General features: G+C 42.3%; 21 protein-coding genes, 1 other RNA gene and 1 other annotated feature. Of the genes, 19 read left to right on the top strand and 3 right to left on the bottom strand.

Translation table 11 applies throughout. The features are described 5' to 3' along the window. Genes ruvB through yajC form a run of 5 tightly spaced genes read left to right on the top strand, consistent with a single transcriptional unit; the run spans position 1 to position 3,752 of the window. Complete coding sequence (gene ruvB, locus MHI58_RS13130) at positions 1-1,005, top strand: Holliday junction branch migration DNA helicase RuvB (protein ID WP_007501501.1); 1,005 nt, start codon at positions 1-3, stop codon at positions 1,003-1,005. Next, positions 998-1,198: a DUF2905 domain-containing protein gene (locus tag MHI58_RS13125; RefSeq protein ID WP_008342752.1), complete on the top strand. Its 201-nt coding sequence runs from the start codon at positions 998-1,000 to the stop codon at positions 1,196-1,198. Before ruvB ends, MHI58_RS13125 begins: the two co-directional genes overlap by 8 nt. A gap of 34 nt (positions 1,199-1,232) precedes the next feature. After that, complete coding sequence (queA, locus tag MHI58_RS13120) at positions 1,233-2,261, top strand: tRNA preQ1(34) S-adenosylmethionine ribosyltransferase-isomerase QueA (protein ID WP_007501498.1); 1,029 nt, start codon at positions 1,233-1,235, stop codon at positions 2,259-2,261. Positions 2,262-2,292: 31 nt separating this feature from the next. Further along, positions 2,293-3,438, top strand: a complete 1,146-nt coding sequence (gene tgt, locus MHI58_RS13115; RefSeq protein ID WP_007501495.1) for a tRNA guanosine(34) transglycosylase Tgt — start codon at positions 2,293-2,295, stop codon at positions 3,436-3,438. 47 nt (positions 3,439-3,485) lie between these two features. Further along, complete coding sequence (yajC, locus tag MHI58_RS13110) at positions 3,486-3,752, top strand: preprotein translocase subunit YajC (RefSeq protein WP_003216659.1); 267 nt, start codon at positions 3,486-3,488, stop codon at positions 3,750-3,752. 48 nt (positions 3,753-3,800) lie between these two features. Here yajC and MHI58_RS13105 read toward each other — a convergent pair whose 3' ends face one another. After that, positions 3,801-4,178 (bottom strand): TIGR04086 family membrane protein, encoded by a 378-nt coding sequence (locus MHI58_RS13105; protein WP_007501492.1) that lies wholly within the window; start codon positions 4,176-4,178, stop codon positions 3,801-3,803. 165 nt (positions 4,179-4,343) lie between these two features. Here MHI58_RS13105 and MHI58_RS13100 point away from each other — a divergent pair, with 165 nt between their 5' ends. Then, on the top strand, positions 4,344-5,006 hold the full coding sequence (locus MHI58_RS13100; protein ID WP_019743031.1) for a DUF421 domain-containing protein: 663 nt from the start codon (positions 4,344-4,346) through the stop codon (positions 5,004-5,006). Between the two features lies 1 nt (position 5,007). Here the strand turns inward: MHI58_RS13100 and spoVB are convergent, their stop codons facing one another. Next, positions 5,008-6,558 (bottom strand): stage V sporulation protein B, encoded by a 1,551-nt coding sequence (gene spoVB, locus MHI58_RS13095; RefSeq protein WP_045034112.1) that lies wholly within the window; start codon positions 6,556-6,558, stop codon positions 5,008-5,010. A gap of 116 nt (positions 6,559-6,674) precedes the next feature. Between spoVB and MHI58_RS13090 the strand changes: the two genes are divergently transcribed. The 8 genes from MHI58_RS13090 (at position 6,675) to dtd (ending at position 16,152) form a co-directional block, all read left to right on the top strand. Next, a complete protein-coding gene (locus MHI58_RS13090; protein WP_003216788.1) occupies positions 6,675-6,971 on the top strand; it encodes a post-transcriptional regulator in 297 nt (98 codons plus the stop codon). Positions 6,972-7,012: 41 nt separating this feature from the next. After that, positions 7,013-9,241, top strand: a complete 2,229-nt coding sequence (gene secDF, locus MHI58_RS13085) for a protein translocase subunit SecDF (protein ID WP_045034111.1) — start codon at positions 7,013-7,015, stop codon at positions 9,239-9,241. 200 nt (positions 9,242-9,441) lie between these two features. Beyond that, on the top strand, positions 9,442-9,930 hold the full coding sequence (locus tag MHI58_RS13080) for a cation:proton antiporter regulatory subunit (RefSeq protein WP_008342734.1): 489 nt from the start codon (positions 9,442-9,444) through the stop codon (positions 9,928-9,930). Positions 9,931-10,029: 99 nt separating this feature from the next. Then, positions 10,030-10,386 carry a lipopolysaccharide assembly LapA domain-containing protein gene (locus MHI58_RS13075; RefSeq protein ID WP_024718382.1) on the top strand — a complete coding sequence of 119 codons (357 nt, stop codon included), beginning with the start codon at positions 10,030-10,032 and terminating at the stop codon, positions 10,384-10,386. A gap of 81 nt (positions 10,387-10,467) precedes the next feature. Beyond that, positions 10,468-12,801 (top strand): single-stranded-DNA-specific exonuclease RecJ, encoded by a 2,334-nt coding sequence (gene recJ / locus MHI58_RS13070; RefSeq protein WP_035390967.1) that lies wholly within the window; start codon positions 10,468-10,470, stop codon positions 12,799-12,801. 23 nt (positions 12,802-12,824) lie between these two features. After that, positions 12,825-13,337, top strand: a complete 513-nt coding sequence (locus MHI58_RS13065) for an adenine phosphoribosyltransferase (protein ID WP_008342729.1) — start codon at positions 12,825-12,827, stop codon at positions 13,335-13,337. A 142-nt stretch (positions 13,338-13,479) separates the two neighbouring features. Next, on the top strand, positions 13,480-15,690 hold the full coding sequence (locus MHI58_RS13060; protein ID WP_008342726.1) for a bifunctional (p)ppGpp synthetase/guanosine-3',5'-bis(diphosphate) 3'-pyrophosphohydrolase: 2,211 nt from the start codon (positions 13,480-13,482) through the stop codon (positions 15,688-15,690). 18 nt (positions 15,691-15,708) lie between these two features. Then, on the top strand, positions 15,709-16,152 hold the full coding sequence (gene dtd, locus MHI58_RS13055; RefSeq protein ID WP_024718380.1) for a D-aminoacyl-tRNA deacylase: 444 nt from the start codon (positions 15,709-15,711) through the stop codon (positions 16,150-16,152). A 96-nt stretch (positions 16,153-16,248) separates the two neighbouring features. Here the strand turns inward: dtd and MHI58_RS13050 are convergent, their stop codons facing one another. After that, positions 16,249-17,829 (bottom strand): SH3 domain-containing protein, encoded by a 1,581-nt coding sequence (locus MHI58_RS13050; protein ID WP_045034110.1) that lies wholly within the window; start codon positions 17,827-17,829, stop codon positions 16,249-16,251. Positions 17,830-17,966: 137 nt separating this feature from the next. On the opposite strand from MHI58_RS13050, the gene MHI58_RS13045 reads away from it, so the two are divergent. The 5 genes from MHI58_RS13045 (at position 17,967) to MHI58_RS13025 (ending at position 22,695) form a co-directional block, all read left to right on the top strand. Continuing rightward, the gene (locus tag MHI58_RS13045; RefSeq protein WP_003216250.1) at positions 17,967-18,137 is read left to right on the top strand and encodes a YrzK family protein; all 171 of its coding nucleotides are present in this window, start codon (positions 17,967-17,969) and stop codon (positions 18,135-18,137) included. Between the two features lie 58 nt (positions 18,138-18,195). After that, positions 18,196-18,435, top strand: a binding site (T-box leader). 73 nt (positions 18,436-18,508) lie between these two features. Beyond that, positions 18,509-19,783, top strand: a complete 1,275-nt coding sequence (gene hisS, locus MHI58_RS13040; protein WP_045034109.1) for a histidine--tRNA ligase — start codon at positions 18,509-18,511, stop codon at positions 19,781-19,783. A gap of 18 nt (positions 19,784-19,801) precedes the next feature. Further along, positions 19,802-21,580 carry an aspartate--tRNA ligase gene (gene aspS / locus MHI58_RS13035; protein ID WP_026050119.1) on the top strand — a complete coding sequence of 593 codons (1,779 nt, stop codon included), beginning with the start codon at positions 19,802-19,804 and terminating at the stop codon, positions 21,578-21,580. A 77-nt stretch (positions 21,581-21,657) separates the two neighbouring features. Further along, positions 21,658-21,838, top strand: a non-coding RNA gene (gene ssrS, locus MHI58_RS13030) — 6S RNA. Positions 21,839-21,930: 92 nt separating this feature from the next. After that, positions 21,931-22,695: a ThiF family adenylyltransferase gene (locus MHI58_RS13025; RefSeq protein ID WP_008342718.1), complete on the top strand. Its 765-nt coding sequence runs from the start codon at positions 21,931-21,933 to the stop codon at positions 22,693-22,695. Positions 22,696-22,715 lie beyond the last annotated feature (20 nt).

Below are 22,715 nucleotides of genomic sequence, written 5' to 3'. Positions count from 1 at the left end.
ATGGATGAACGGCTCGTCTCAACTGAAGCAGACAACCATGAATCAGCCATTGAGCAAAGTCTGCGTCCACAGACGCTTAGTCAATATATTGGCCAGCAGAAAGTAAAGGATAATCTCAGCGTATTTATTGAAGCTGCCCGAATGAGGCAGGAAACGCTGGATCACGTTCTTTTATATGGACCGCCGGGACTTGGGAAAACAACGCTTGCGTCGATCATTGCCAATGAAATGAATGTTCAGCTGCGTACAACGTCTGGACCAGCGATTGAACGTCCTGGCGACTTGGCGGCGATCTTAACATCTCTTGAACCTGGCGATGTTCTGTTTATTGATGAAATTCATCGCTTGCAACGTTCAATAGAGGAAGTGCTATATCCAGCGATGGAGGATTTTTGTCTAGATATCGTAATTGGAAAAGGAGATACAGCACGCTCTGTGCGGCTTGATTTACCGCCATTTACGCTTGTAGGTGCTACAACCCGTGTTGGGCTTTTAACAGCGCCGCTTCGTGATAGGTTTGGAGTTCATGCAAGATTGGAATACTATGAGCAAAGAGATTTGGCTCACATTGTAGCAAGAACAGCCGAGCTGTTTGAGATTGGGATCGACATTCGTTCAGCTGAAGAGATTGCAAGAAGATCTAGAGGCACACCGAGGGTCGCCAATCGTCTGCTCAGAAGAGTAAGAGATTTTGCGCAGGTGCTTGGAAATCATGCGATCACACAAGACATTGCAGAAGATGCTCTTGAGCGTCTGCAAGTTGACAGACTCGGACTTGATCATATCGATCATAAACTGCTTTTAAGTATGATTGAAAAATTTAGAGGCGGTCCTGTTGGACTTGATACGATCTCAGCGACAATTGGAGAAGAATCACATACGATTGAAGATGTGTACGAACCGTATTTACTGCAAATTGGTTTTCTGCAAAGAACACCAAGAGGGCGGGTCGTCACAAGAGAAGCGTATGAACATTTTCATATGGAGGTTCCGATTCGTGACTGAATTCCCTAAAATGTTGATGATTTTAGGTGGTGTCCTTTTTGCCGCAGGTTTAGTGTTTCAATTGGTTGGGAAACTTCCAGGCGATATTTTCGTGAAAAAAGGGAACGTAACGTTCTTTTTTCCTGTGATTACATGCATTGTCATTAGCATCGTCCTAACCATTTTACTCAATGTCTTCGGACGGATGAAATAACGTTAACTAGTTAACTACAGAATAGGTGAAGGAAATGAAGTTAGAACTATTTGATTTTGATTTACCAGAAAGATTGATTGCACAAGTGCCGCTTGAAAAACGAGATGCATCAAGACTGATGGTCTTAAATAAACAAACAGGTGACATCACACATGATACATTCTCGCAAATCACAGATTACTTTCAAAAGGGTGATTGTCTCGTTTTAAACAATACACGTGTATTGCCTGCACGTCTGTTTGGAACGAAAGAGGATACGGGTGCTAAAGTGGAGCTGCTTCTTTTGAAACAAGAAGAAGGAGACAAATGGGAAACGCTCGTGAAACCAGCAAAACGTGTGAAAAACGGAACAGTCATTACATTTGGTGATGGACGATTAAAAGCGGTATGTACAGAAGAACTGGAACATGGCGGAAGAAAAGTTGAGTTTCAGTATACAGGCATTTTTTATGAAGTACTTGAATCCTTAGGTGAAATGCCGCTGCCTCCGTACATTAAAGAGCAGCTTGACGATCGTGAGCGTTATCAAACCGTCTATTCCAAAGAGGTTGGTTCCGCTGCTGCGCCTACTGCCGGTCTTCACTTTACAAATGAACTGCTAGATGCTCTTAAAGCAAAAGGAGTGCATATTGCGTTTATTACGCTCCATGTAGGACTTGGCACATTTCGACCGGTCAGTGCTGAACGCATTGAAGAACATGAAATGCACGCAGAGTTTTACGAAATGAATGAAGAAACGGCAGAAGAGCTTAATCGAGTGCGCAAAGAAGGCGGGCGGATTATTTCAGTCGGAACAACTTCGACAAGAACGCTTGAAACCATTGCAAGTGCTTATGATGGTGAATTCAAAGCGTCAAGCGGATGGACGTCGATTTTTATTTATCCAGGCTATACATTTAAGGCAATTGATGGCATGATCACGAATTTCCACCTGCCAAAATCGTCTTTAATTATGCTTGTCAGTGCATTAGCTGGACGAGAACACGTCCTAAAAGCGTACAATGAGGCTGTAAAAGAGGAATATCGATTCTTCAGTTTTGGCGATGCCATGCTGATTCAATAACATTATACAACAAAGACAGGAGGGCTCATTTTTGTCGCAATTACCGATACGTTATGAGTTCATTAAATCATGCAAACAAACAGGTGCACGTCTTGGACGCGTTCATACACCGCACGGCTCCTTTGAAACACCTGTATTTATGCCAGTTGGTACACTGGCTACAGTCAAAACAATGGCGCCTGAAGAGTTAAAAGCAATGGAAGCAGGCATCATTTTAAGCAATACGTATCATTTATGGCTGCGCCCGGGGCATGATATTGTCAAAGAAGCAGGCGGCCTGCACAAATTTATGAACTGGGATCGAGCGATTCTAACAGATTCAGGCGGTTTCCAAGTGTTTTCTTTGAGTGAATTTAGAAAAATTGAAGAAGAAGGCGTTCACTTCCGTAATCACTTAAATGGAGATAAGTTGTTCCTTTCTCCTGAAAAAGCGATGGAGATTCAAAATGCGCTCGGCTCAGATATTATGATGGCATTTGACGAATGCCCTCCGTATCCAGCAGAGTACGATTATATGAAACGTTCTGTAGAGCGGACAAGCAGATGGGCAGAGCGCTGCTTAACAGCGCACCAGCGTCCAGAGGATCAAGGGCTGTTTGGCATTGTGCAGGGCGGAGAATACGAAGAGCTTCGTAAACAAAGTGCAAAAGATCTTGTTTCACTTGATTTCCCAGGCTACGCCATTGGAGGTTTATCTGTTGGTGAACCAAAAGATGTGATGAACCGTGTGCTGGAGTTTACAACGCCATATTTACCGGCAGACAAGCCAAGGTACTTAATGGGTGTCGGCTCGCCAGATTCATTAATTGACGGTGCGATTCGCGGTGTCGATATGTTTGACTGTGTACTGCCTACGCGAATTGCAAGAAACGGTACGCTGATGACAAGTGAAGGACGCCTTGTTGTGAAAAATGCTAAATATGAGCGAGATTTCAGACCAATCGATGAAAACTGTGACTGCTACACATGCAAAAACTACACACGCGCTTATATTAGACATTTAATCCGTACAAATGAGACGTTCGGAATTCGATTAACAACTTATCATAATCTTCATTTTCTGTTAAAATTAATGGAGCAAGTGAGAGAAGCTATCCGTGAGGATCGTTTAGGTGATTTTAGAGAAGAGTTTTTTGAGCGTTATGGCTTTAACAAACCGAATGCGAAAAACTTTTAACGCATAAACGAAAGGCTTTACAATGCTTTAGAAAGGGGTGAGATAGAATGGATGGTGGTATGGGTTCAATCATTATGATTGTTGTCATGTTTGCTGTGCTTTACTTCTTGTTAATCCGTCCACAGCAAAAGCAACAAAAAGCTGTGCGTCAGATGCAGCAATCTTTATCAAAAGGCGATAAAATCGTCACAATCGGTGGTTTACACGGTGAAATCGACTACATTGATGAATCAAAAGTAGTCATCAAAACAAGCGAAAACAACCGTTTAACTTTCGACCGACGTGCTATTAGAGAATTAGCTGACAAAGGTTAATCCTCCAATACATAGCGATAAAAAAAGAGCGATATCATTCGCTCTTTTTTATTTGCCCCGAAGATTAACGCCAATCATTCCCCCTAGCATACAAATTCCCAAAAAGGCTGCATGATAGATGAATTGTTCTGGTGAAAAGGTTTCTCCAAACCCTAAATATTGAAATAAAAAGACAGTGAGTGAAAAGATAAAAGAGGTCATGGCGCCAATGAGCCAGCCCCGTTCCTTTGCTTTCCCTCCAGAAATCATTCCTCCTAGAAAAAGTGCCGCAAAGGACAAGATCATGATCATCCATTTAAACGATGATTCCTGCATACTTGTGAAGGTAAGCATCAGTGATACAAGTAAGCTTGTGACAATCATCACGACAAAAATAGCAATTAAGCCAGATAAAATGCCTTTTCCTATTTGTTTCGTTTCCTGCATGTGATTCGTCTCCTCTCCAATTGACCGAAGCTTGTCTTTTACTAAAATGTATTCACGGAGAAGAAAAAATAGACATGTTTCTCGTGATAAAAACCGAGGCTTTCTTTTCTACATAAATAAAGTGTTTTGACACAAGCTATGGTGGAGAAGGAGGGTTTACATCATATGCAGGACATCTTAATTATCTCCATGAGAACGATCATTTTATATTTTCTCATTTGGTTTATTTTTCGATTAATGGGAAAAAGGGAGATTGGGGAACTGAGTATTTTAGATCTTGTTATTTTTATGATGATCGCTGAAATTGCGGTGCTCGCCATAGAAGAAGTAGAGGATCACATGTTACATACAGTATGGCCGATCCTGCTGTTAACCTTCATTCAAATCACCCTTGCCTATTTGTCATTAAAATTTCAAGGTGTCCGGCGTTTTCTCGACGGTAAGCCAGCCCTGCTCATCATCAACGGAAAAATAGACGAGGGTGCGATGAGAAAACAGCGATACAATTTTGATGATTTGCTCATTCAATTAAGAGAAAATAACATCGATAGTATCCAGGATGTCTCATATGCCATCTTAGAGCCTTCAGGGAAGCTCGCCGTTGTTGAAAAAGAAAACAAGCGCAAACATGCAGCGCTTGAGCTCCCTCTTATTGCAGACGGTGTGGTTCAGCATGATCATCTCAAGCAGATCAACCATGATGAACAGTGGCTGATAAAGGAGCTTGCCAAAAGAGGCTATGATGACATCGAGCAGATCTCTTACTGTAGCTTTAATCAGAAGGATTTTTATATTGATTTGAAAGATGAAGTGATCAAGAAAGAATGAGCTAAAGCAGCTTCCCAATAAACGGGATGCGGCGTAGCTCTTCTCGTTTCACTAGCCCAAGGCAGATTAATAGAATGACATACAGCACGCACGTCAAAACGATCATCATGACAAGCTCTAAAGGTGCGGAAAAGAGTCCGCTCGCTTGATGTTTCATCCATAAGCTGACTGCCCCAGTGCCGATGATCACAAGGACGCAAAGTCCATATTCTTTTAATGGTAAATGAATAGGCAGCACTTTACCGACAGTTGCCGCATGGAGCAACGTGACAAGAACGATGCCGATGAGTATCGCAAGCGCTGCGCCCATAATGCCAAAGCTAGGCTGTGAAGCAAGAACAAAGATCATGCCTGTTTTCACAACAGCTCCTATCAAACTGTTGGTCATCGCTGCCCCCGCTAAATTTAATGCTTGAAGGACAGCCTGCAGCGGCCCTTGAAAGTAATAGAGCAAAAAGAAGGGCGCCATGAATTTTACATAGACAGCAGCATGAGATGAACCATACATGAAGAGGGTTAAATTTTCTGCATACACGAAAAGGATAATACATGAAATGCCCCCGCTTAATAAACAAAGGCGCATCGCCTGCTTGAGCCGGTATTCGACCGTTTTGCGTTTGTTCTGTTCCATCCCCTCACTAATCGCTGGAACTAGTGCGGTGGAGAGAGAATACGTGATAAAACTAGGAAGTGTCAAAAGGGTGAGCGCAAGTCCCGTCAATTCTCCGTACTGCCTTGTTGCTTCCACAGCTGCATAACCGGCAATCGCAAGGCTTTGCGCGACGACAATCGGTTCTAAAAACCAAGAGATATTGCCGATGAAACGGCTGCCTGTTGTTGGCAGGGCAATACTCATGAGCTGCTTAAATGTGTCCTTTCCATCATGAATTGCCTTGAAAAAACGTTTTCGGATACGGATGGTCTTTTTATAACGAAAGGCAATCAGTAAGTAAGCAAGTGAAATCATTTCGCCGATGACAGATGAAATCATAGCGCCTGCTGCTGCGTATTCAATTCCATAAGGCAGGAACGCTGTTGTACATACTGCCACGAGTGAAATTCTTGCGACCTGTTCTAGTACTTGCGACATCGCAAGCGGGCTCATTTGCTGTCTTCCTTGGAAATAGCCCCTTAACACACTAGAGATCGCAATAACGGGTACGACGGGTGTAATGGCAAGCAGAGGATAGACCGTTCTAGGATCTGTCAGCATATTTTCCGCCATAATAGGGGCAAACCATAAAAAGAGCGGAGTGAAAATGAGGCTGAGTGTTCCTGTTATCGCAAGGGACATCACTAGAATGCGTTTTGTTTTCTGTTTGTTACCACGGGCTTCTGCTTCTGCAACTAGCTTACTAATCGCAACAGGAAGTCCGAATTGTGTCAGCGTCACGGCGAGAAAAAAGGTAGGCGCTGCCATCATATAAAGCCCTACGCCTTCTTCACCAATGAACCTTGCAATCACAATTCGATTGACAAAACCCAATATTCTTGTAATAAAACCTGCTAAAATTAAAATAATCGTCCCTTTTAAAAACGTTTGCTTCGTCAAATCACAGATCACCTGCCTTCTCAAACGACATAGAATCATATACAATAAGATATGCGTGTATATCGTCCAAGCATGACAAGTCTCTCGATAAAAAACTGAAAAGGGGGAGCCTCACAATGACACAACATCCGGCTGCTATATACAAAGACCATTTAAAGCCTTTTCTGTTCAGTAAGCTTGAAGAATTCATCGTTTTGGGCTATAAAGATGTAGATTTAGAGGAATTATGGTCATACTTAGAGAATAAGAAGTGGAAGAAAAAACAAGAGTATCCGATTCATGAAATGGTTGCAGATATTTTATCTGTGAAAATTGGCGAATTTATGAACTATGCAACCGTTCAGTCGTTTAAAACGTCTGCTTTTTTGGACAGTGAAGATGGCAAGAATATGCTGGACGAACTGTTGAAATAAGCCATCTAAATGGATTCAGGTGTTTAAGGAGGAAATACATAATGAAAAAAGGGCGCATACTTGCGTTTTTCTTAGTGGTTCTGTTAATCGGAACTGGTGTGGGCTTATTAACGAAGCCCGTTGCGAAAGATATGACGCTAGGGCTGGACTTACAGGGTGGATTTGAGGTTCTGTATGATGTACACCCAGTGAAAAAAGAAGACAAGATCACAAATGGTGTTCTCGTCAGTACAGTAGAGGCTTTAAACCGAAGAGCCAACGTGCTTGGCGTCAGTGAGCCGAACATTTCGATTGAAGGAAACAACCGTATTCGCGTACAGCTTGCGGGTGTAAAAGATCAAAACAGAGCACGGGAGATTCTATCGACTGAAGCACAGCTTTCCTTCAGAGATACGAATGACAAAGAGCTCCTAAACGGATCTGATCTTGTTGAAAATGGTGCAAAACAAACATTCAATCAAACGAATGAGCCGATCGTGACGGTCAAACTAAAGGATGCGAAAAAGTTTGGTGACGTGACAAAAAAAGTAGCGGCGATGGCACCAAACAATCAGCTTGTCATTTGGCTTGATTATCATAAGGGAGATTCCTTCAAAAAAGAAGTCTCTAAATCAAATCATAAGTATGTATCTGCGCCGAATGTAAACCAAGAAATTAACAGCAGTGACGTACAAATCGAAGGAAACTTTACGGTTCAAGAGGCAAAAGACCTTGCGAGCATTTTAAATGCCGGCGCATTGCCAGTAAAATTAACCGAAAAATATTCAACATCTGTGAGTGCACAGTTTGGTGAGCAAGCACTAAACGAAACAGTCTTTGCAGGAATTGTAGGAATCGCATTTATCTTCTTATTCATGCTGTTTTATTACCGATTACCAGGTCTTGTTGCTGTCATTACACTGTCAGCTTATATCTATATCACATTGCAAGTCTTTGACTGGATGGGGGCGGTCATGACACTGCCTGGAATCGCTGCATTGATTCTTGGGGTAGGGATGGCTGTCGATGCCAACATTATTACGTATGAGCGGATTAAAGAAGAGCTCAAGCTCGGTAAATCTGTCCGTTCTGCTTTCAGATCGGGTAACCGCAGATCGTTTGCCACGATCTTTGATGCAAACTTAACAAGTATTATTGCCGGCGGGGTTCTATTCTTCTTTGGAACAAGCTCTGTCAAAGGGTTTGCAACCATGCTTATCCTATCGATTTTGACAAGCTTTATCACGGCTGTCTTCCTATCAAGATTCCTTCTTGGATTACTTGTAGAAAGTCGTTATTTCGACCGCAGAAAAGGCTGGTTTGGTGTTCGTCAGAAAGACATCATTGATATTCATGAAACAACTGAAAATACTGAACCGAAAACACCATTTGATAAATGGGATTTCGTCAGCAAACGTAAAGGCTTTATGATTTTCTCGGTAGCCATTACCATTGCTGGAATCATTGTGCTGTCGATCTTCAAGCTCAATGCAGGTATTGACTTTGCAAGTGGTACTAGAGTTGATATTCAAAGTGACCATAAACTGTCAACAGAACAGGTGGAGCAAGATTTTAAAAAGCTAGACCTTGAGACAGACAGTGTTGTGTTATCGGGGCAAAAAGAAAATCAAGCAGCAGCTCGATTTGTCGGTGTTCCGAATAAAGAAAAAATTGCTGAAGTGAAAGATTATTTCAAAGATAAATACGGAACGGAGCCTAACGTAAGTACAGTGTCTCCGACGGTCGGAAAAGAGCTGGCACGTAACGCATTATACGCTATCATCATAGCTTCAATCGGGATTATCTTATATGTATCTATCCGATTTGAGTATAAAATGGCGATTGCAGCGATTGTCTCTCTTCTATACGACGCATTCTTTATCGTTGCCTTCTTTAGCATTACGCGCTTAGAGGTGGATGTCACCTTCATTGCAGCGATACTCACGGTCATTGGGTACTCAATCAATGACACGATTGTCACCTTCGACAGGGTGCGTGAGCAAATGAAGAAACGCAAACCGAAAACGATCGAAGATTTATCGTACATTGTGAATTTAAGTTTACAGCAAACCTTTACGCGTTCTGTGAACACTGTACTCACTGTACTTGTAGTGGTGATTGCACTTCTCATTTTCGGTTCAGCATCTATTACAAACTTCTCCATTGCCTTACTTGTCGGCCTATTAACAGGGGTGTATTCATCCCTTTACATTGCGGCGCAAATTTGGCTGATATGGAAAGGTCGTGAGCTGAAAAAGCCGGCTAAAATCGACACAGAACAAGATATTTAAACACGAAAGACTGCCAGCTTGGCAGTCTTTTTTTCATGCATCATACTTGTCATCGTCACAACAATAAGATGATATGTAAAAACATTTCGGGTTTCATTGATCTTGAAATGGTCTTTTGCTATAATGACATACGTTTAGATCAGTATAGAAAGCAAGTGTCCGTTTGGGGCATTTGGCTTTTATTCATTGGAGGGGCTGTTATGAAGGTTCGGGAAACTGAACTGCCAGGTATCGGTCACAAAGCCGAAATGATCACAAGAAATAATGAGAAGCTTGCCATTATCACACATGATGACGGCAGAAGAGAGATGTATCATTTTCAAGAAGATGATCACGAAGAATGTATTTCTGGTATCTTGCTTAGCGATGAAGAAGCAAGACAAATCTCGGCTATTTTAGGCGGCATGGTCTATAAACCAAAAGCGCTTGAGACAGTGGAGGTGGCCATTGATGAACTCATCATTGAATGGTTTAAGATTGAAAAGAACGCACCGGCTGTTAACCAGACGATCGGAGACCTGAGTGTTCGCCAAAACTATCAAGTAACAGTCATCGCCATTGTAAGAAAATCACATGAGAAAATTTTAAATCCAGGACCAGATACGGTGATTGAAGAAGGAGACACCCTTGTCATCTCTGGAGAAAGAAAAGAATTAAAGAGCCTCATTAAAGAAAAACTCAGCAGCTAAGCGCCCATGCTGATAGAAAACCTTCCGCCATGTTCTTTCTGTGTTTAAAAAGGACAAGAAAGAGGGAAGAATAAAAGAAAAAGCTTGGGGGATTTGTAGATGAATAAACAACAATGGACCATCATACTCGCATTTATTTTCGTATTAATTGTCTCAGTATTTGCTGTTATTAACGTGCGGCCTGTACAGGTAGACTACTTATTTGGAACGGCTGAATGGCCGCTGATCCTTGTCATTATCGGTTCTGTTCTGATGGGCGGACTCATTGTGGCTTTTGCGGGAATTTTCCAAATTGTGAAACTGAAACGTGAATTAAAAGCATTAAAAGCTGAACGTGCAGCCGCTGTGACTGCTCCTACTGCTTCTCCAAAAAAGGTAGACAAAGACGTTCAAAAGAAAACGAATGTCACACCTTTAAAAGAACAGCCAGCGTCTTTTGACCGGAAGGAAAAATAATCTTCCAGTACAATTTCATAAAATAAAAATTGAAACCCCTCAGTCCACTCTAGTATAATAGTGTGGTTGAGGGGTGAATTTATGTTATTATCCAAAATGCGTTGGGAATATGAACATCCTAGCGAAGAAAAAGTGAAATCACTCTCTGAAAATCTGAATATTTCAGCGCTGACTGCATCACTTCTTGTACAAAGAGGGCTCGAAGAAGTAGAAGAAGCGAGGTCTTTTTTATTTGATCAAAAAGCCGAATTTCATGATCCATTCTTATTAAAAGGAATGAAAGAAGCAGTAGAGCGCATCAACAAAGCGATCGAAGAGCAGGAATCGATTGTGATCTTCGGAGATTATGATGCAGATGGTGTGACAAGTACGTCTGTACTTTTACATACACTTAAAGAACGATCTGCGAAGGTAGACTTTTATATTCCAGATCGATTTAAAGAAGGATATGGGCCAAACGAACAGGCTTTCCGATATATCAAAGAGCAAGGAGCATCGCTTGTCATCACTGTGGATACAGGGATCGCTGCTGTAAATGAAGCACGTATTGCAAAAGAAATAGGATTAGACCTGATCATCACAGATCACCATGAACCAAGCGAGGAATTGCCTGAGGCACTTGCGATTGTACATCCTAAGCAGCCTGGGTGTGAGTATCCGTTTAAAGAGCTGGCGGGTGTCGGTGTGGCGTTTAAAGTGGCACATGCACTCCTCGGTAAACTCCCAGTAGAATTATTAGATCTTGCTGCAATCGGTACAATTGCGGATCTTGTCCCGCTGCATGATGAAAATAGATGGATTGCCAAAAAAGGCCTAATGCAGCTTCGACAGTCTAGACGGCCTGGGTTAAAAGCGTTATTAAAAGAAGCAGGCGCCACTCTTGAAGAAGCAAATGAGGAAACGGTCGGCTTTCAAATTGCGCCAAGGCTGAATGCTGTTGGACGAATTGAGCAGGCAGATCCGGCTGTTCATCTTCTCATGACTGAGGATATGGATGAAGCAGAAGAACTCGCTCGTTTTGTACAAGAATTGAACAAAGAACGGCAGAAAATTGTGAGTACGATCACGGAAGAAGCCATTCAAATGGTCGAAGAGACAGGTGCTGACCAGTCTGCTATCGTCGTAGCAAAAGCTGGCTGGAATCCAGGCGTTGTCGGCATTGTTGCCTCAAAATTGACGGATACATTTTCTCGTCCGGCGATTGTGCTTGGAATAGATGAAGAAACGCAGATGGCGAAAGGGTCAGCACGAAGTATTCCTGGCTTTGATTTATTTTTCCATTTGAGCAAGTGCCGTGACATCCTGCCGCATTTCGGTGGACACCCGATGGCTGCTGGAATGACACTTCAAGCGGATGATGTTCCTTTACTTAGGGAAAGATTGAATCAATATGCAAATGAAACGTTGACAGAAGAAGATTTCATTCCAATTCAACGGGTCGATGCAGTATGTAAAGTGGACGAAATGACGGTGCAAGCCATTGAAGAAGTGGGGCTGCTGTCCCCGTTTGGCATGCAGAATCCTAAGCCGTTCATTATGATTGAAGACGCCCAGCTTGAAGACATCCGAACGATCGGGGCCAATCAAAATCACATTAAAATGTCACTAAAAGACGAAGACAAGCTGCTCGACTGTGTCGGTTTTCACCAAGGCAAACTAAAAGAAGAACTTGTCCCAGGGAGCCAAATTTCTGTCGTTGGCGAGGTCTCGATTAATGAATGGAATAACCGAAAGAAACCTCAGCTCATGCTAAAAGACGCTAGAGTCGATGAATGGCAGCTGTTTGATTTACGCGGGAAAAAAGATTGGGAAAAGAAAGTATCAACACTTGATCCAGCAAAAACGATGGTCTTCTGTTTTGACGAAGAAACAAAAAAGCAATCGGAGCTGGTGGATATTCCGATTCATCTTATTGATGCAGAAAATGTATCCACGTTTGATGTGCAGGAAAAGTATGTGATCTTTGCCGATGTTCCTGCCGATGAACACTTGCTCAAGCTGCTTTTAGAAAATCAACAACCAGCAAGAATTTATACGGTGTTTCAGCGGAAAGAAGATCACTTTATGTCCTCATTCCCGAGCCGTGATCAATTCAAATGGTTTTATGGGTTCTTGTTCAAACGGGGAAGTTTTCCTATTAAAGAACAAGGCATGGAGCTTGCCAAACATAGAGGTTGGACAAAAGATACAATCATTTTTATGACAAAGGTGTTTTTTGAACTCGGTTTTGTTAAAATAGAGAATGGTGTGCTGTCAATAGTGCGTGATGCCCCTAAAAAAGATTTAACGGCATCATCGTCTTATACAGCAAAACAACGATTGATGGAACTCGATCAAACACTAACATATTCCTCAGCCAAAGAGCTGAAGGAATGGCTGAATAGCATGATGAGCGAAGTCTCACCTGTGCTTTGACGTACGAGGAGGAAAAGGAAAAGATGGATTTAAAACAATATGTGACAGTTGTACCTGACTACCCAAAGGAAGGTGTACAATTTAAAGATATTACAACGTTAATGGATAAAGGCGAAGTGTACCGTTATGCAACGGATCAAATCGTTGAATACGCGAAGGAAAGAGATATTGATCTCATTGTTGGACCTGAAGCGCGTGGATTCATTATTGGCTGCCCTGTAGCATACGCACTTGGTGTAGGTTTTGCCCCAGTTCGTAAAGAAGGAAAGCTTCCTCGTGAAGTCATCAAAGTCGATTACGGTTTGGAATACGGTAAAGATGTATTAACGATTCATAAAGATGCAATTCGTCCTGGTCAGCGTGTACTGATCACAGATGATTTGCTTGCGACAGGTGGAACGATTGAAGCATCCATCAAGCTGGTTGAGGAATTAGGCGGCGTTGTGGCAGGGATTGCATTTTTAATTGAGCTGACGTATCTTGATGGCAGAAAGAAGCTTGACGGTTACGACATCTTGACGTTAATGCAATACTAATGGAGTTTTACGAAAAAAGCACTCAGTAAGAAGGGTGCTTTTTTCCTATCAAAAATCTTTTAGCGGACTTCTTCTCTTTACATCTATCGAATTTTTCTTGATAATAAACTACAATACAGTTTTCATTTAAAAAGGTGATTCCATGGCGAACGAACAAGTTTTAACGGCGCAGCAGGTCATTGATAAGGCAAGAGAATACCTGTCCGCTGAACATATTCAATTTATAGAGCGTGCATACGAATATGCTGAAAATGCTCACAAGGAGCAATACCGGAAATCCGGTGAGCCCTATATTATCCATCCTATTCAAGTGGCGGGAATTCTTGTTGATCTTGAAATGGATCCTTCGACCATTGCTGGCGGCTTCTTGCATGATGTTGTCGAAGACACGGATGTGACATTAGAAGATTTAAAAGAGCATTTTAACGAAGAAGTAGCCATGCTTGTTGATGGTGTGACAAAGCTCGGAAAGATTAAATATAAATCACAAGAAGAACAACAGGCTGAAAACCATCGTAAAATGTTTGTTGCAATGGCGCAGGATATTCGCGTCATCTTAATTAAGCTGGCAGACCGTCTTCACAATATGAGAACACTCAAACACCTTCCGCAGGAAAAGCAGCGAAGAATTTCAAATGAAACCCTTGAGATCTTTGCACCGCTTGCGCACAGATTAGGGATTTCAAAGATTAAGTGGGAGCTTGAAGATACAGCCCTCCGCTATTTAAATCCGCAGCAATACTACCGGATTGTGAATCTCATGAAGCGTAAACGAGCGGAACGTGAGGAATACTTGGACGAGGTTGTCAATGAAGTAAAAGACCGCGTGTCTGAGGTGAACATTAAGGCTGAATTCTCCGGCAGACCGAAACATATTTATAGTATTTATCGAAAAATGGTCATGCAAAATAAGCAATTTAATGAAATATATGATTTGCTGGCTGTACGTATTTTGGTTGACAGCATTAAAGACTGCTATGCGGTACTTGGTATTATTCATACATGCTGGAAGCCGATGCCAGGCAGATTTAAGGATTATATTGCGATGCCAAAGCCGAATATGTATCAGTCTCTTCATACAACGGTGATTGGTCCAAAAGGGGACCCGCTTGAAGTTCAGATTCGTACAGTGGAGATGCACGAAATTGCTGAATACGGAATTGCCGCACACTGGGCGTATAAAGAAGGCAAAGAGTCAGCAGAATCGACGGAAGAAGCCGTTTTCCAGAAGAAGCTGTCTTGGTTTAGAGAAATCCTTGAATTCCAAAATGAATCCACAGATGCGGAAGAATTTATGGAATCGTTAAAAATCGATCTCTTCTCTGATATGGTGTTTGTATTTACACCAAAAGGTGACGTCATCGAGCTGCCGTCTGGTTCCGTACCAATTGATTTCTCATACCGGATTCATTCGGAAATTGGGAATAAAACAATCGGAGCCAAGGTCAACGGTAAAATGGTCACACTTGATCATAAGCTAAAAACAGGTGACATTATTGAAATTCTGACATCTAAGCATAGCTATGGACCAAGCCAGGATTGGGTCAAACTTGCCCAAACCTCCCAAGCGAAGCACAAGATCAGACAGTTTTTCAAGAAACAGCGCCGTGAAGAAAATGTCGAAAAAGGCCGAGAACTTGTGGAGAAAGAAATCAAAAACCTTGAGTTCGATGTCAAAGACATTTTGACCGCTGAAAATCTGCAAAAAGTGGCCGATAAATTTAATTTCTCAAATGAAGAGGACATGTATGCAGCTGTCGGTTATAACGGAATTACGGCACTCCAAGTGGCGAATCGTTTAACGGAAAAAGAAAGAAAACAAAGAGATCAGGAAGAACAAGAGAAAACCGTTCAAGAAGTGTCTGTAGAGTCAAAACCATATCACGGGAAAAAACGAGAAGCTGGCGTGCGAGTGAAAGGCATTGATAACTTGCTTGTCCGTTTATCTAAGTGTTGTAATCCTGTTCCTGGTGATAGCATTGTTGGCTTTATTACAAAAGGCCGTGGCGTATCTGTTCACCGTGATGACTGTCCGAACGTGAAGACAGGAGAAGCGCAGGAACGGTTAATCCCGGTTGAGTGGGAGCATGAACAGCCTGCTCGAAACCGTAAAGAATACAATGTGGAAATTGAAATATTAGGATATGACAGACGCGGCTTACTTAATGAGGTGCTTCAAGCAGTCAACGAAACCAAAACGAACATCTCGTCGGTTTCTGGTAAGTCTGATCGTAACAAAGTGGCGACGATCCATATGGCGATCTTTATCCAAAATATTAACCATTTGCACAAAGTGGTAGAACGCATCAAACAAATCAAAGACATTTACTCAGTTCGCCGATTTATGAATTAGAAAGGAAGTATATCGTCTATGAGGCTTGTTGTTCAGCGTGTGACGAGTGCATCTGTGAAAGTAGAAGAAGAGATCACAGGTGCCATCAATGAAGGCTATATGGTGCTCGTTGGGGTTACACATGAAGACACAGAAGAAGATGTGCATTACTTAGCTGAAAAGCTCGCACACTTGCGTATTTTTGAAGATGAAAACGGGAAAATGAATCATTCTTTGTTAGATGTAAAAGGAAGCGTGCTGTCTGTATCTCAATTTACTCTTTATGGTGATACGAGAAAAGGCAGACGGCCGAACTTTATGAAAGCTGCCAAACCAGATGTGGCGAATTCACTTTACGAATGCTTCAATGAAACGCTTAGAGAAAAAGGCATCCATGTTGAAACTGGACGTTTTGGGGCGATGATGGACGTCTCATTGACCAACTCAGGACCCGTCACCATCTGGATGGATAGCAAAGAATAGATTCACTTTAGACTGTAGATAAACTCTTGCTGAGAGTTTGTTTAGAGTCTTTTTCTTTTGCGATCAAACAAAAAAGAGGCGCGCGGCCTCTTTTTTCTATCGGAAATATTGTTTTAATCCTTCTGTCATTCCTTCTGTCACTCGTTCTTGGTAAGAGGCGCTATAAATGATCGCTTCTTCTTGAGGATTGCTTAAATAGCCGAGTTCATATAAAAGGGAAGGGCGCTTGTTTTCTCTTAAAACAAAATAATCTCCAAATTTGACTCCTTTATCAGGGATCTGTGATCGTTTTGCGACTTCCGTATGAACGCTTGTCGCCAGACGTTGATCTTTGGATGCTTGATAATAATATGCGGTGCTCCCTCTGATACTTTGGTCCATAAAACTATCATAATGAAGACTAATAAATGCATCTGCATTTCGGTAATGTGAAGTGGCAACCCTCGATTGAAGGCTGATGAATGTATCATCACTTCTTGTTAAATAGACATTTGCTCCAGAAGCTCTTAACTTACCCGCCAGCAAATGAGCGGTTTTGATCGTGATATTCTTTTCAAATGCACCGTCTGCGCCGATCGTGCCGCTGTCTTTTCCGCCATGCCCAGGATCAAGAACAATTGTTTTGCCTTTTAAAGATCCAGTGCCAGACGATGAATCCTGCTGAGGTCTTGGTGCTTCGCTGCTATTTTTCTTTGTTTGAACGACCCAGCTCGCCACGTAGCCTGTTCCGCCGTTTGATAATGTCACCTCGTACCAGTCACCTTGCGTACGAACAATTTGATAAGCAGCTCCTTTTGTTGCTCTTTCTGCAATTCCAGCAGAGGTAGAAGCGCTTTTTCTAATATTCGTCCCATCATAAACGATGTACGCTTTCTGATGAGATGACGAAGAGGATGAATTCTTTTCAGGTGCTGCACTTGTTCCTTGGTTTGAGACAATATAATAACTTGCAACCCAGCCTTTAACGCCTTTTGCTTCGATTTCATACCAGCCATTTTGCTCCCGTAAAATGGTGACTTGAGTGTTGCGGGAAAGTGAAGCGGCCACTTGTGCGTTTGGTGCCGCCGATTTTCGAACATTCAAGCTTGATACGCCAACTGTGCCGGACTGTTTAGAACGAGCGGGCTCAGCTGAACTGGATGAAGAAGCGTTTTGTCCGTCAGAAATATAATCAGAGTGGACCCAGCCTTCCGCTTGTTTGTACGATATTTTTGTCCATTCGCCGCTTGTGTCCAGCTTTTTAGCGGAAGCGCCCTGCGGGAAAGTGCCGATGACTTGATAGGAAGTCCCTGGGCCTGTCCGAATGCGAAGGTCAGAGGCTGTTGACGTAATCGAACTGCTTCCTTGCGTACTTTGACCTTGCGTCTTTTGCTTAGCAGGCTTTTGTGCATCAGATGACTTGGTAATCAGCCATGAGACGACCCAGCCTTTTTGTCCGTTCGATAGCCCGATCTGTACCCATTCTCCTTGTTCAGTGAGAATCGGGTAGCTTTCTCCTCGTTTCACAACTGCTGCGATCCCGTAGCTTAAACCAGGTCCGGTTCGCACATTGATTTCATCTGTTGCAACGACAGCTTGATCTGTTTGAGCCGTCGCATGTGTCATTGGCCAAGTGCTGGCAATAAGGACAAAACAGGTGAGCAGCAACATCATGTGATGGTGTGTTTTCAGATTCAAAACGGTGTTTTCCCCTCCCTTGTAAAACCGATGAATGTTAATTCGTTATGTAATGGATGAATTCCTTGCAGTTTCCCTAATAAAATTGAATCAATCTGTTTATACTAGATAAAAATGTGATAAAAGGATGTACAAACATGAGATTAAGCAGAAAATTAGGACGAGTGCAATATAATGGACATCGTGATATCGACCGCTGGCAGCACGACGAAATGGATCAACCAGGCTTCCTTGAAGAAACGGCATCTGAATACGGATGCACGTCAAAAGAAGAGCTGGAAAAGAAAAAGAGACACGGCAAGGGTTGACAGAGTGGCAGCACCGACCTTATTATAATATAAATCAACACACTTGAAAATTTAAAATGTGGAACTGATGATAGAGAATAGTAGGGTAAATTGCGTGAGCAGAGAGGAATCGCCTTAGGCTGAAAGCGAATCCGCATGGCATTTATCACGAAAGAACACTCTGTAGGTTTCCTGCTGAACACTCAAAAAATGAGTCATTAGGCGGAGAACGTGAATCTGCGTTAAGGATTTGAGCGGGAACATGGTTAGATTATGTTCCAACTAGGGTGGCACCACGGGTATAACTCTCGTCCCTACTATACACATAGTAGAGGCGGGGGTTTTTTATATGTCCACATAAAAAATGAATGATGGTCGTAGGAGGACGAAAAATGAGTTTTAATATTCCAAGAGGCACACAGGATATTTTACCGGGAGAATCAGAACGCTGGCAGTATGTTGAACAAATTGCGAGAGAGACATGTGCAGCTTTTCAATACAAAGAGATCCGCACACCGATTTTTGAGCATACGGAACTGTTTGCACGAGGAGTAGGCGAGTCAACAGATATCGTTCAAAAAGAGATGTACACATTTGAAGACAAAAAAGGACGTAGCATCACACTTCGCCCAGAAGGAACAGCTTCAACTGTCCGTTCTTATGTTGAAAATAAACTGTTTGCACAGCCTGCACAGCCTACAAAGCTGTACTACATTGGACCAATGTTCCGCTATGAGCGTCCGCAAACGGGAAGATATCGTCAATTTTATCAATTCGGAATTGAAGCGATCGGTTCAAAAGATCCTGCCATTGATGCAGAGGTCATTTCATTAGCGATGAGTGTGTATGAGAAAGCGGGTCTTTCCAACTTAAAACTCGTCATTAACAGCCTTGGTGACAAAGAAAGCCGTGCAGATTACCGTCAAGCACTTGTCGAGCATTTTGAACCAAGAATTGATGAATTCTGTCACGACTGCCAAATTCGTTTACATCAAAATCCATTACGTATTCTTGATTGTAAAAAGGACCGCGATCACGAACTGATGGCAACGGCACCATCCATTCAAGATTACTTAAATGAAGAATCACGGACTTATTTTGAAAAAGTAAAACAATACTTAACCGATCTAGGCATTGAATATGTCGTCGATCCGAACTTAGTGCGCGGTCTTGATTATTACAATCACACTGCCTTTGAGATTATGAGTAATGCAGAAGGCTTTGGCGCGATCACAACATTAGCCGGCGGCGGCCGTTATGATGGACTTGTTGAAGGAATTGGCGGTCCTGAATCACCAGGTATCGGCTTTGCGATGAGTATTGAACGTTTCCTATCAGCGATTGATGCAGAGAAGATTGAGCTTCCTGTTCAAGACGGCATTGATTTATATATTGCGGCATTAGGAGATCAAGCAAAAGATTATGCTGTTGGCTTATTGAATCGCCTAAGAAAAGAAGGCATTTCAAGTGAAATGGACTATACAGGGAAAAAGCTAAAAGCACAATTTAAAGCGGCAGACCGCTTGAAAGCCAAGTTTATTGCAGTTCTTGGTGAAGATGAGCTTGCGCAGCAAATTGTAAACGTAAAAGATACGACAACGGGTGAACAAATTGAAGTGAAGCTTGATGAGCTGATTCAAATGATGAAAGCCCACCAGAAAGCGTAAAGAAGGAGTGGAATGTTTGTGTTTGGTAGAACTTTTTATTGTGGAGAAGTAACAGAAGACCAAATCGGTCAAACCGTTGTATTAAAAGGATGGGTACAAAAACGTCGTGACCTTGGCGGATTAATCTTTATTGACCTGCGTGATCGTACAGGCATTGTGCAAGTTGTCTTTCATCCAGACCAATCAAAAGAGGCTCTTGAGACAGCAGAATCGATTCGGAATGAATATGTCCTTGATATTAAAGGGACAGTGGTCGCAAGAGAAGAAGCCACGATCAACCCAAATTTAAAAACAGGCAAAATTGAAATTCAAGTCGACACAGTCACTGTTTTAAATGAAGCCAAGACGCCTCCATTTGTGATTTCTGATCAAGCAGATGAGGTATCAGAAGATGTGCGCTTAAAATATCGCTACCTAGATCTTCGCCGCCCTGCGATGTTTGAAACGATGAAAATGCGACATGAAGTCACAAAAGCATTCCGCCATTTCTTAGATGATCACGGCTTTCTAGACATTGAAACGCCAATTTTAACAAAAAGTACGCCAGAAGGTGCACGTGACTATCTTGTGCCAAGCCGTGTACACGAAGGAGAATTCTATGCGCTGCCGCAGTCTCCGCAATTATTTAAGCAATTGCTCATGGTGTCTGGGATGGACCGCTACTATCAAATCGCTCGCTGCTTTAGAGATGAAGACTTGCGTGCTGACCGTCAGCCGGAATTTACACAAGTCGATATTGAAATGTCCTTTATGAGCCAAGAAGACATCATGACGCTTGCTGAAGAGATGATGGCAAAGGTGATGAAAGATGTCAAAGGCGTTGACCTGACATTGCCATTACCTCGTATGACGTACGATGAAGCGATGAATTCCTATGGTTCTGACAAGCCAGATACCCGATTTGACATGAAGCTTGTCAACATTTCAGACACGGTAAAAGACTCAGATTTCAAAGTCTTCAGCGGTGCTGTAAACAATGGCGGAGCTGTCAAAGCGATTAATGTCAAAGGGGCTGCAGCAAACTACTCAAGAAAAGACATTGATGCACTTGGTGCATTTGCAGCGAACTATGGTGCAAAAGGTCTTGCTTGGCTAAAAGCTGAAGGGACAGAGTTAAAAGGACCAATCGCTAAATTCTTTGATGAGTCAAAACAAGCAGAATTAAAAGAACAGCTTCAAGTTGAAGAAGGCGACCTTTTACTTTTTGTCGCTGACAAAACGTCTGTTGTCCATGATGCGCTTGGCGCACTTCGTTTGAAACTTGGCAAAGAGCTTAAACTCATCGATGAGTCTGTCTTCAATTTTTTATGGGTAGTCGACTGGCCGCTCCTTGAAAAAGATGAAGAAGAAGGCCGCTTCTATGCTGCTCATCATCCTTTCACAATGCCAGTTCGTGATGATCTTGAATTAATTGAAACAAGTCCAGAAGATATGAAAGCTCAAGCGTATGATCTTGTGCTGAACGGCTATGAGCTTGGCGGAGGTTCTATTCGTATTTTTGAAAAGGACATTCAAGAGAAAATGTTTGGTTTACTTGGCTTTTCTAAAGAAGAAGCGTACGATCAGTTCGGCTTCCTTCTTGATGCATTTGAGCATGGTGTGCCTCCGCACGGCGGAATTGCGCTTGGACTTGACCGCTTAGTGATGCTGCTTGCCGGCCGATCTAACCTAAGAGATACCATTGCGTTCCCGAAAACGGCAAGTGCAAGTTGTGTTCTCACAGATGCTCCTGGCACTGTAAGCGCAGCGCAGCTAGATGAACTGAGTTTGGCTATTAAAACAAAAGTAAAACAGTAAAATAGGCGCATGTTTATAGGCATGTAAACGCTTGAAAAAGGGACATGCCTATGATATGCTTTCATCAACCAATAAATAAAGTCCTGATACGTACGGTGGTTACCTAGTTTTGACCGAACATTTTTTTCTACGGGAGCTTGCCTTTCCTTTCTGCATAAATGCCTCTTCTGAGGACTTATAAAGTGAGGAAGAAAGCACCCACCTGCATGGTGCGGGGTTCAAAACGAAGGAAAAGCTGGCGGCGTGATCGGGACTTTTTTGTGTTTTTTTCTATTTGAGAAGGATGACGGAGAACTCTGAATATGATATGATTCTTTCGATTCATTTTAAATAAAGGTGGAGTGAGGCACTTGTTACATCAGTTTTCAAGAAACGAGCTTGCCATTGGCAAGGAAGGCTTAAATATATTAAAAAACAGTACAGTTGCAGTGCTTGGAGTAGGCGGCGTAGGTTCTTTTGCAGTAGAAGCTCTTGCTCGTTCAGGTGTTGGCCGTATTGTTCTTGTTGATAAAGATGATATTGATATTACAAATGTAAACCGGCAGCTGCCAGCTCTGCTATCAACGGTTGGTCAGCCTAAAGTTGACTTAATGCAGGCAAGAATTGCTGACATCAACCCAGAATGTGAAGTTGTTGCGCTCAAAATGTTCTATACAGAAGAAACATATGAACAATTCTTTGAGTATCCACTTGATTATGTCATTGATGCATCAGATACAATTCATTATAAAATTCATTTAATGAAAGAGTGCCTGAAACGCGATGTGAACATTATTTCGAGTATGGGTGCTGCAAATAAAACAGATCCGACACGCTTTAAAATTGATGACATCTCGAAAACACATACAGACCCAATTGCGAAAGTCGTCAGAACACGCCTGCGGAAGGAAGGCATTCGTAAGGGAATTGAAGTTATTTTCTCTGATGAAAGTCCGATTGTCATTCGTGAAGATGTGAGAAAAGAAGTTGGAAATGATGAAGCGAAAATTCGTAAGGCACAAATGCCGCCATCATCCAATGCATTTGTTCCATCTGTGGCTGGACTGATTATGGGTGGTCATGTCATTATGAAACTGTTAAAAGACATTCCGATTACACGTGTGAAAGATAAATAAACAGCCCGCCTGCTTAGAGC

The sequence above is a fragment of the Bacillus sp. FSL K6-2869 genome (assembly GCF_040869405.1).
Classification (GTDB): domain Bacteria; phylum Bacillota; class Bacilli; order Bacillales; family Bacillaceae; genus Bacillus; species Bacillus altitudinis.
This window is presented reverse-complemented; position numbering and strand designations above follow the sequence as displayed.

Excerpts from the sequence above, each read along its gene's own strand:
- ruvB (WP_007501501.1), top strand. The coding sequence starts at position 1 with ATGGATGAACGGCTCGTCTCAACTGAAGCAGACAACCATGAATCAGCC.
- queA (WP_007501498.1), top strand. The coding sequence starts at position 1,233 with ATGAAGTTAGAACTATTTGATTTTGATTTACCAGAAAGATTGATTGCA.
- yajC (WP_003216659.1), top strand. The coding sequence starts at position 3,486 with ATGGATGGTGGTATGGGTTCAATCATTATGATTGTTGTCATGTTTGCT.
- MHI58_RS13105 (WP_007501492.1), bottom strand. The coding sequence starts at position 4,178 with ATGCAGGAAACGAAACAAATAGGAAAAGGCATTTTATCTGGCTTAATT.
- MHI58_RS13100 (WP_019743031.1), top strand. The coding sequence starts at position 4,344 with ATGCAGGACATCTTAATTATCTCCATGAGAACGATCATTTTATATTTT.
- MHI58_RS13090 (WP_003216788.1), top strand. The coding sequence starts at position 6,675 with ATGACACAACATCCGGCTGCTATATACAAAGACCATTTAAAGCCTTTT.
- secDF (WP_045034111.1), top strand. The coding sequence starts at position 7,013 with ATGAAAAAAGGGCGCATACTTGCGTTTTTCTTAGTGGTTCTGTTAATC.
- MHI58_RS13080 (WP_008342734.1), top strand. The coding sequence starts at position 9,442 with ATGAAGGTTCGGGAAACTGAACTGCCAGGTATCGGTCACAAAGCCGAA.
- MHI58_RS13075 (WP_024718382.1), top strand. The coding sequence starts at position 10,030 with ATGAATAAACAACAATGGACCATCATACTCGCATTTATTTTCGTATTA.
- recJ (WP_035390967.1), top strand. The coding sequence starts at position 10,468 with ATGTTATTATCCAAAATGCGTTGGGAATATGAACATCCTAGCGAAGAA.
- MHI58_RS13065 (WP_008342729.1), top strand. The coding sequence starts at position 12,825 with ATGGATTTAAAACAATATGTGACAGTTGTACCTGACTACCCAAAGGAA.
- MHI58_RS13060 (WP_008342726.1), top strand. The coding sequence starts at position 13,480 with ATGGCGAACGAACAAGTTTTAACGGCGCAGCAGGTCATTGATAAGGCA.
- dtd (WP_024718380.1), top strand. The coding sequence starts at position 15,709 with ATGAGGCTTGTTGTTCAGCGTGTGACGAGTGCATCTGTGAAAGTAGAA.
- MHI58_RS13045 (WP_003216250.1), top strand. The coding sequence starts at position 17,967 with ATGAGATTAAGCAGAAAATTAGGACGAGTGCAATATAATGGACATCGT.
- hisS (WP_045034109.1), top strand. The coding sequence starts at position 18,509 with ATGAGTTTTAATATTCCAAGAGGCACACAGGATATTTTACCGGGAGAA.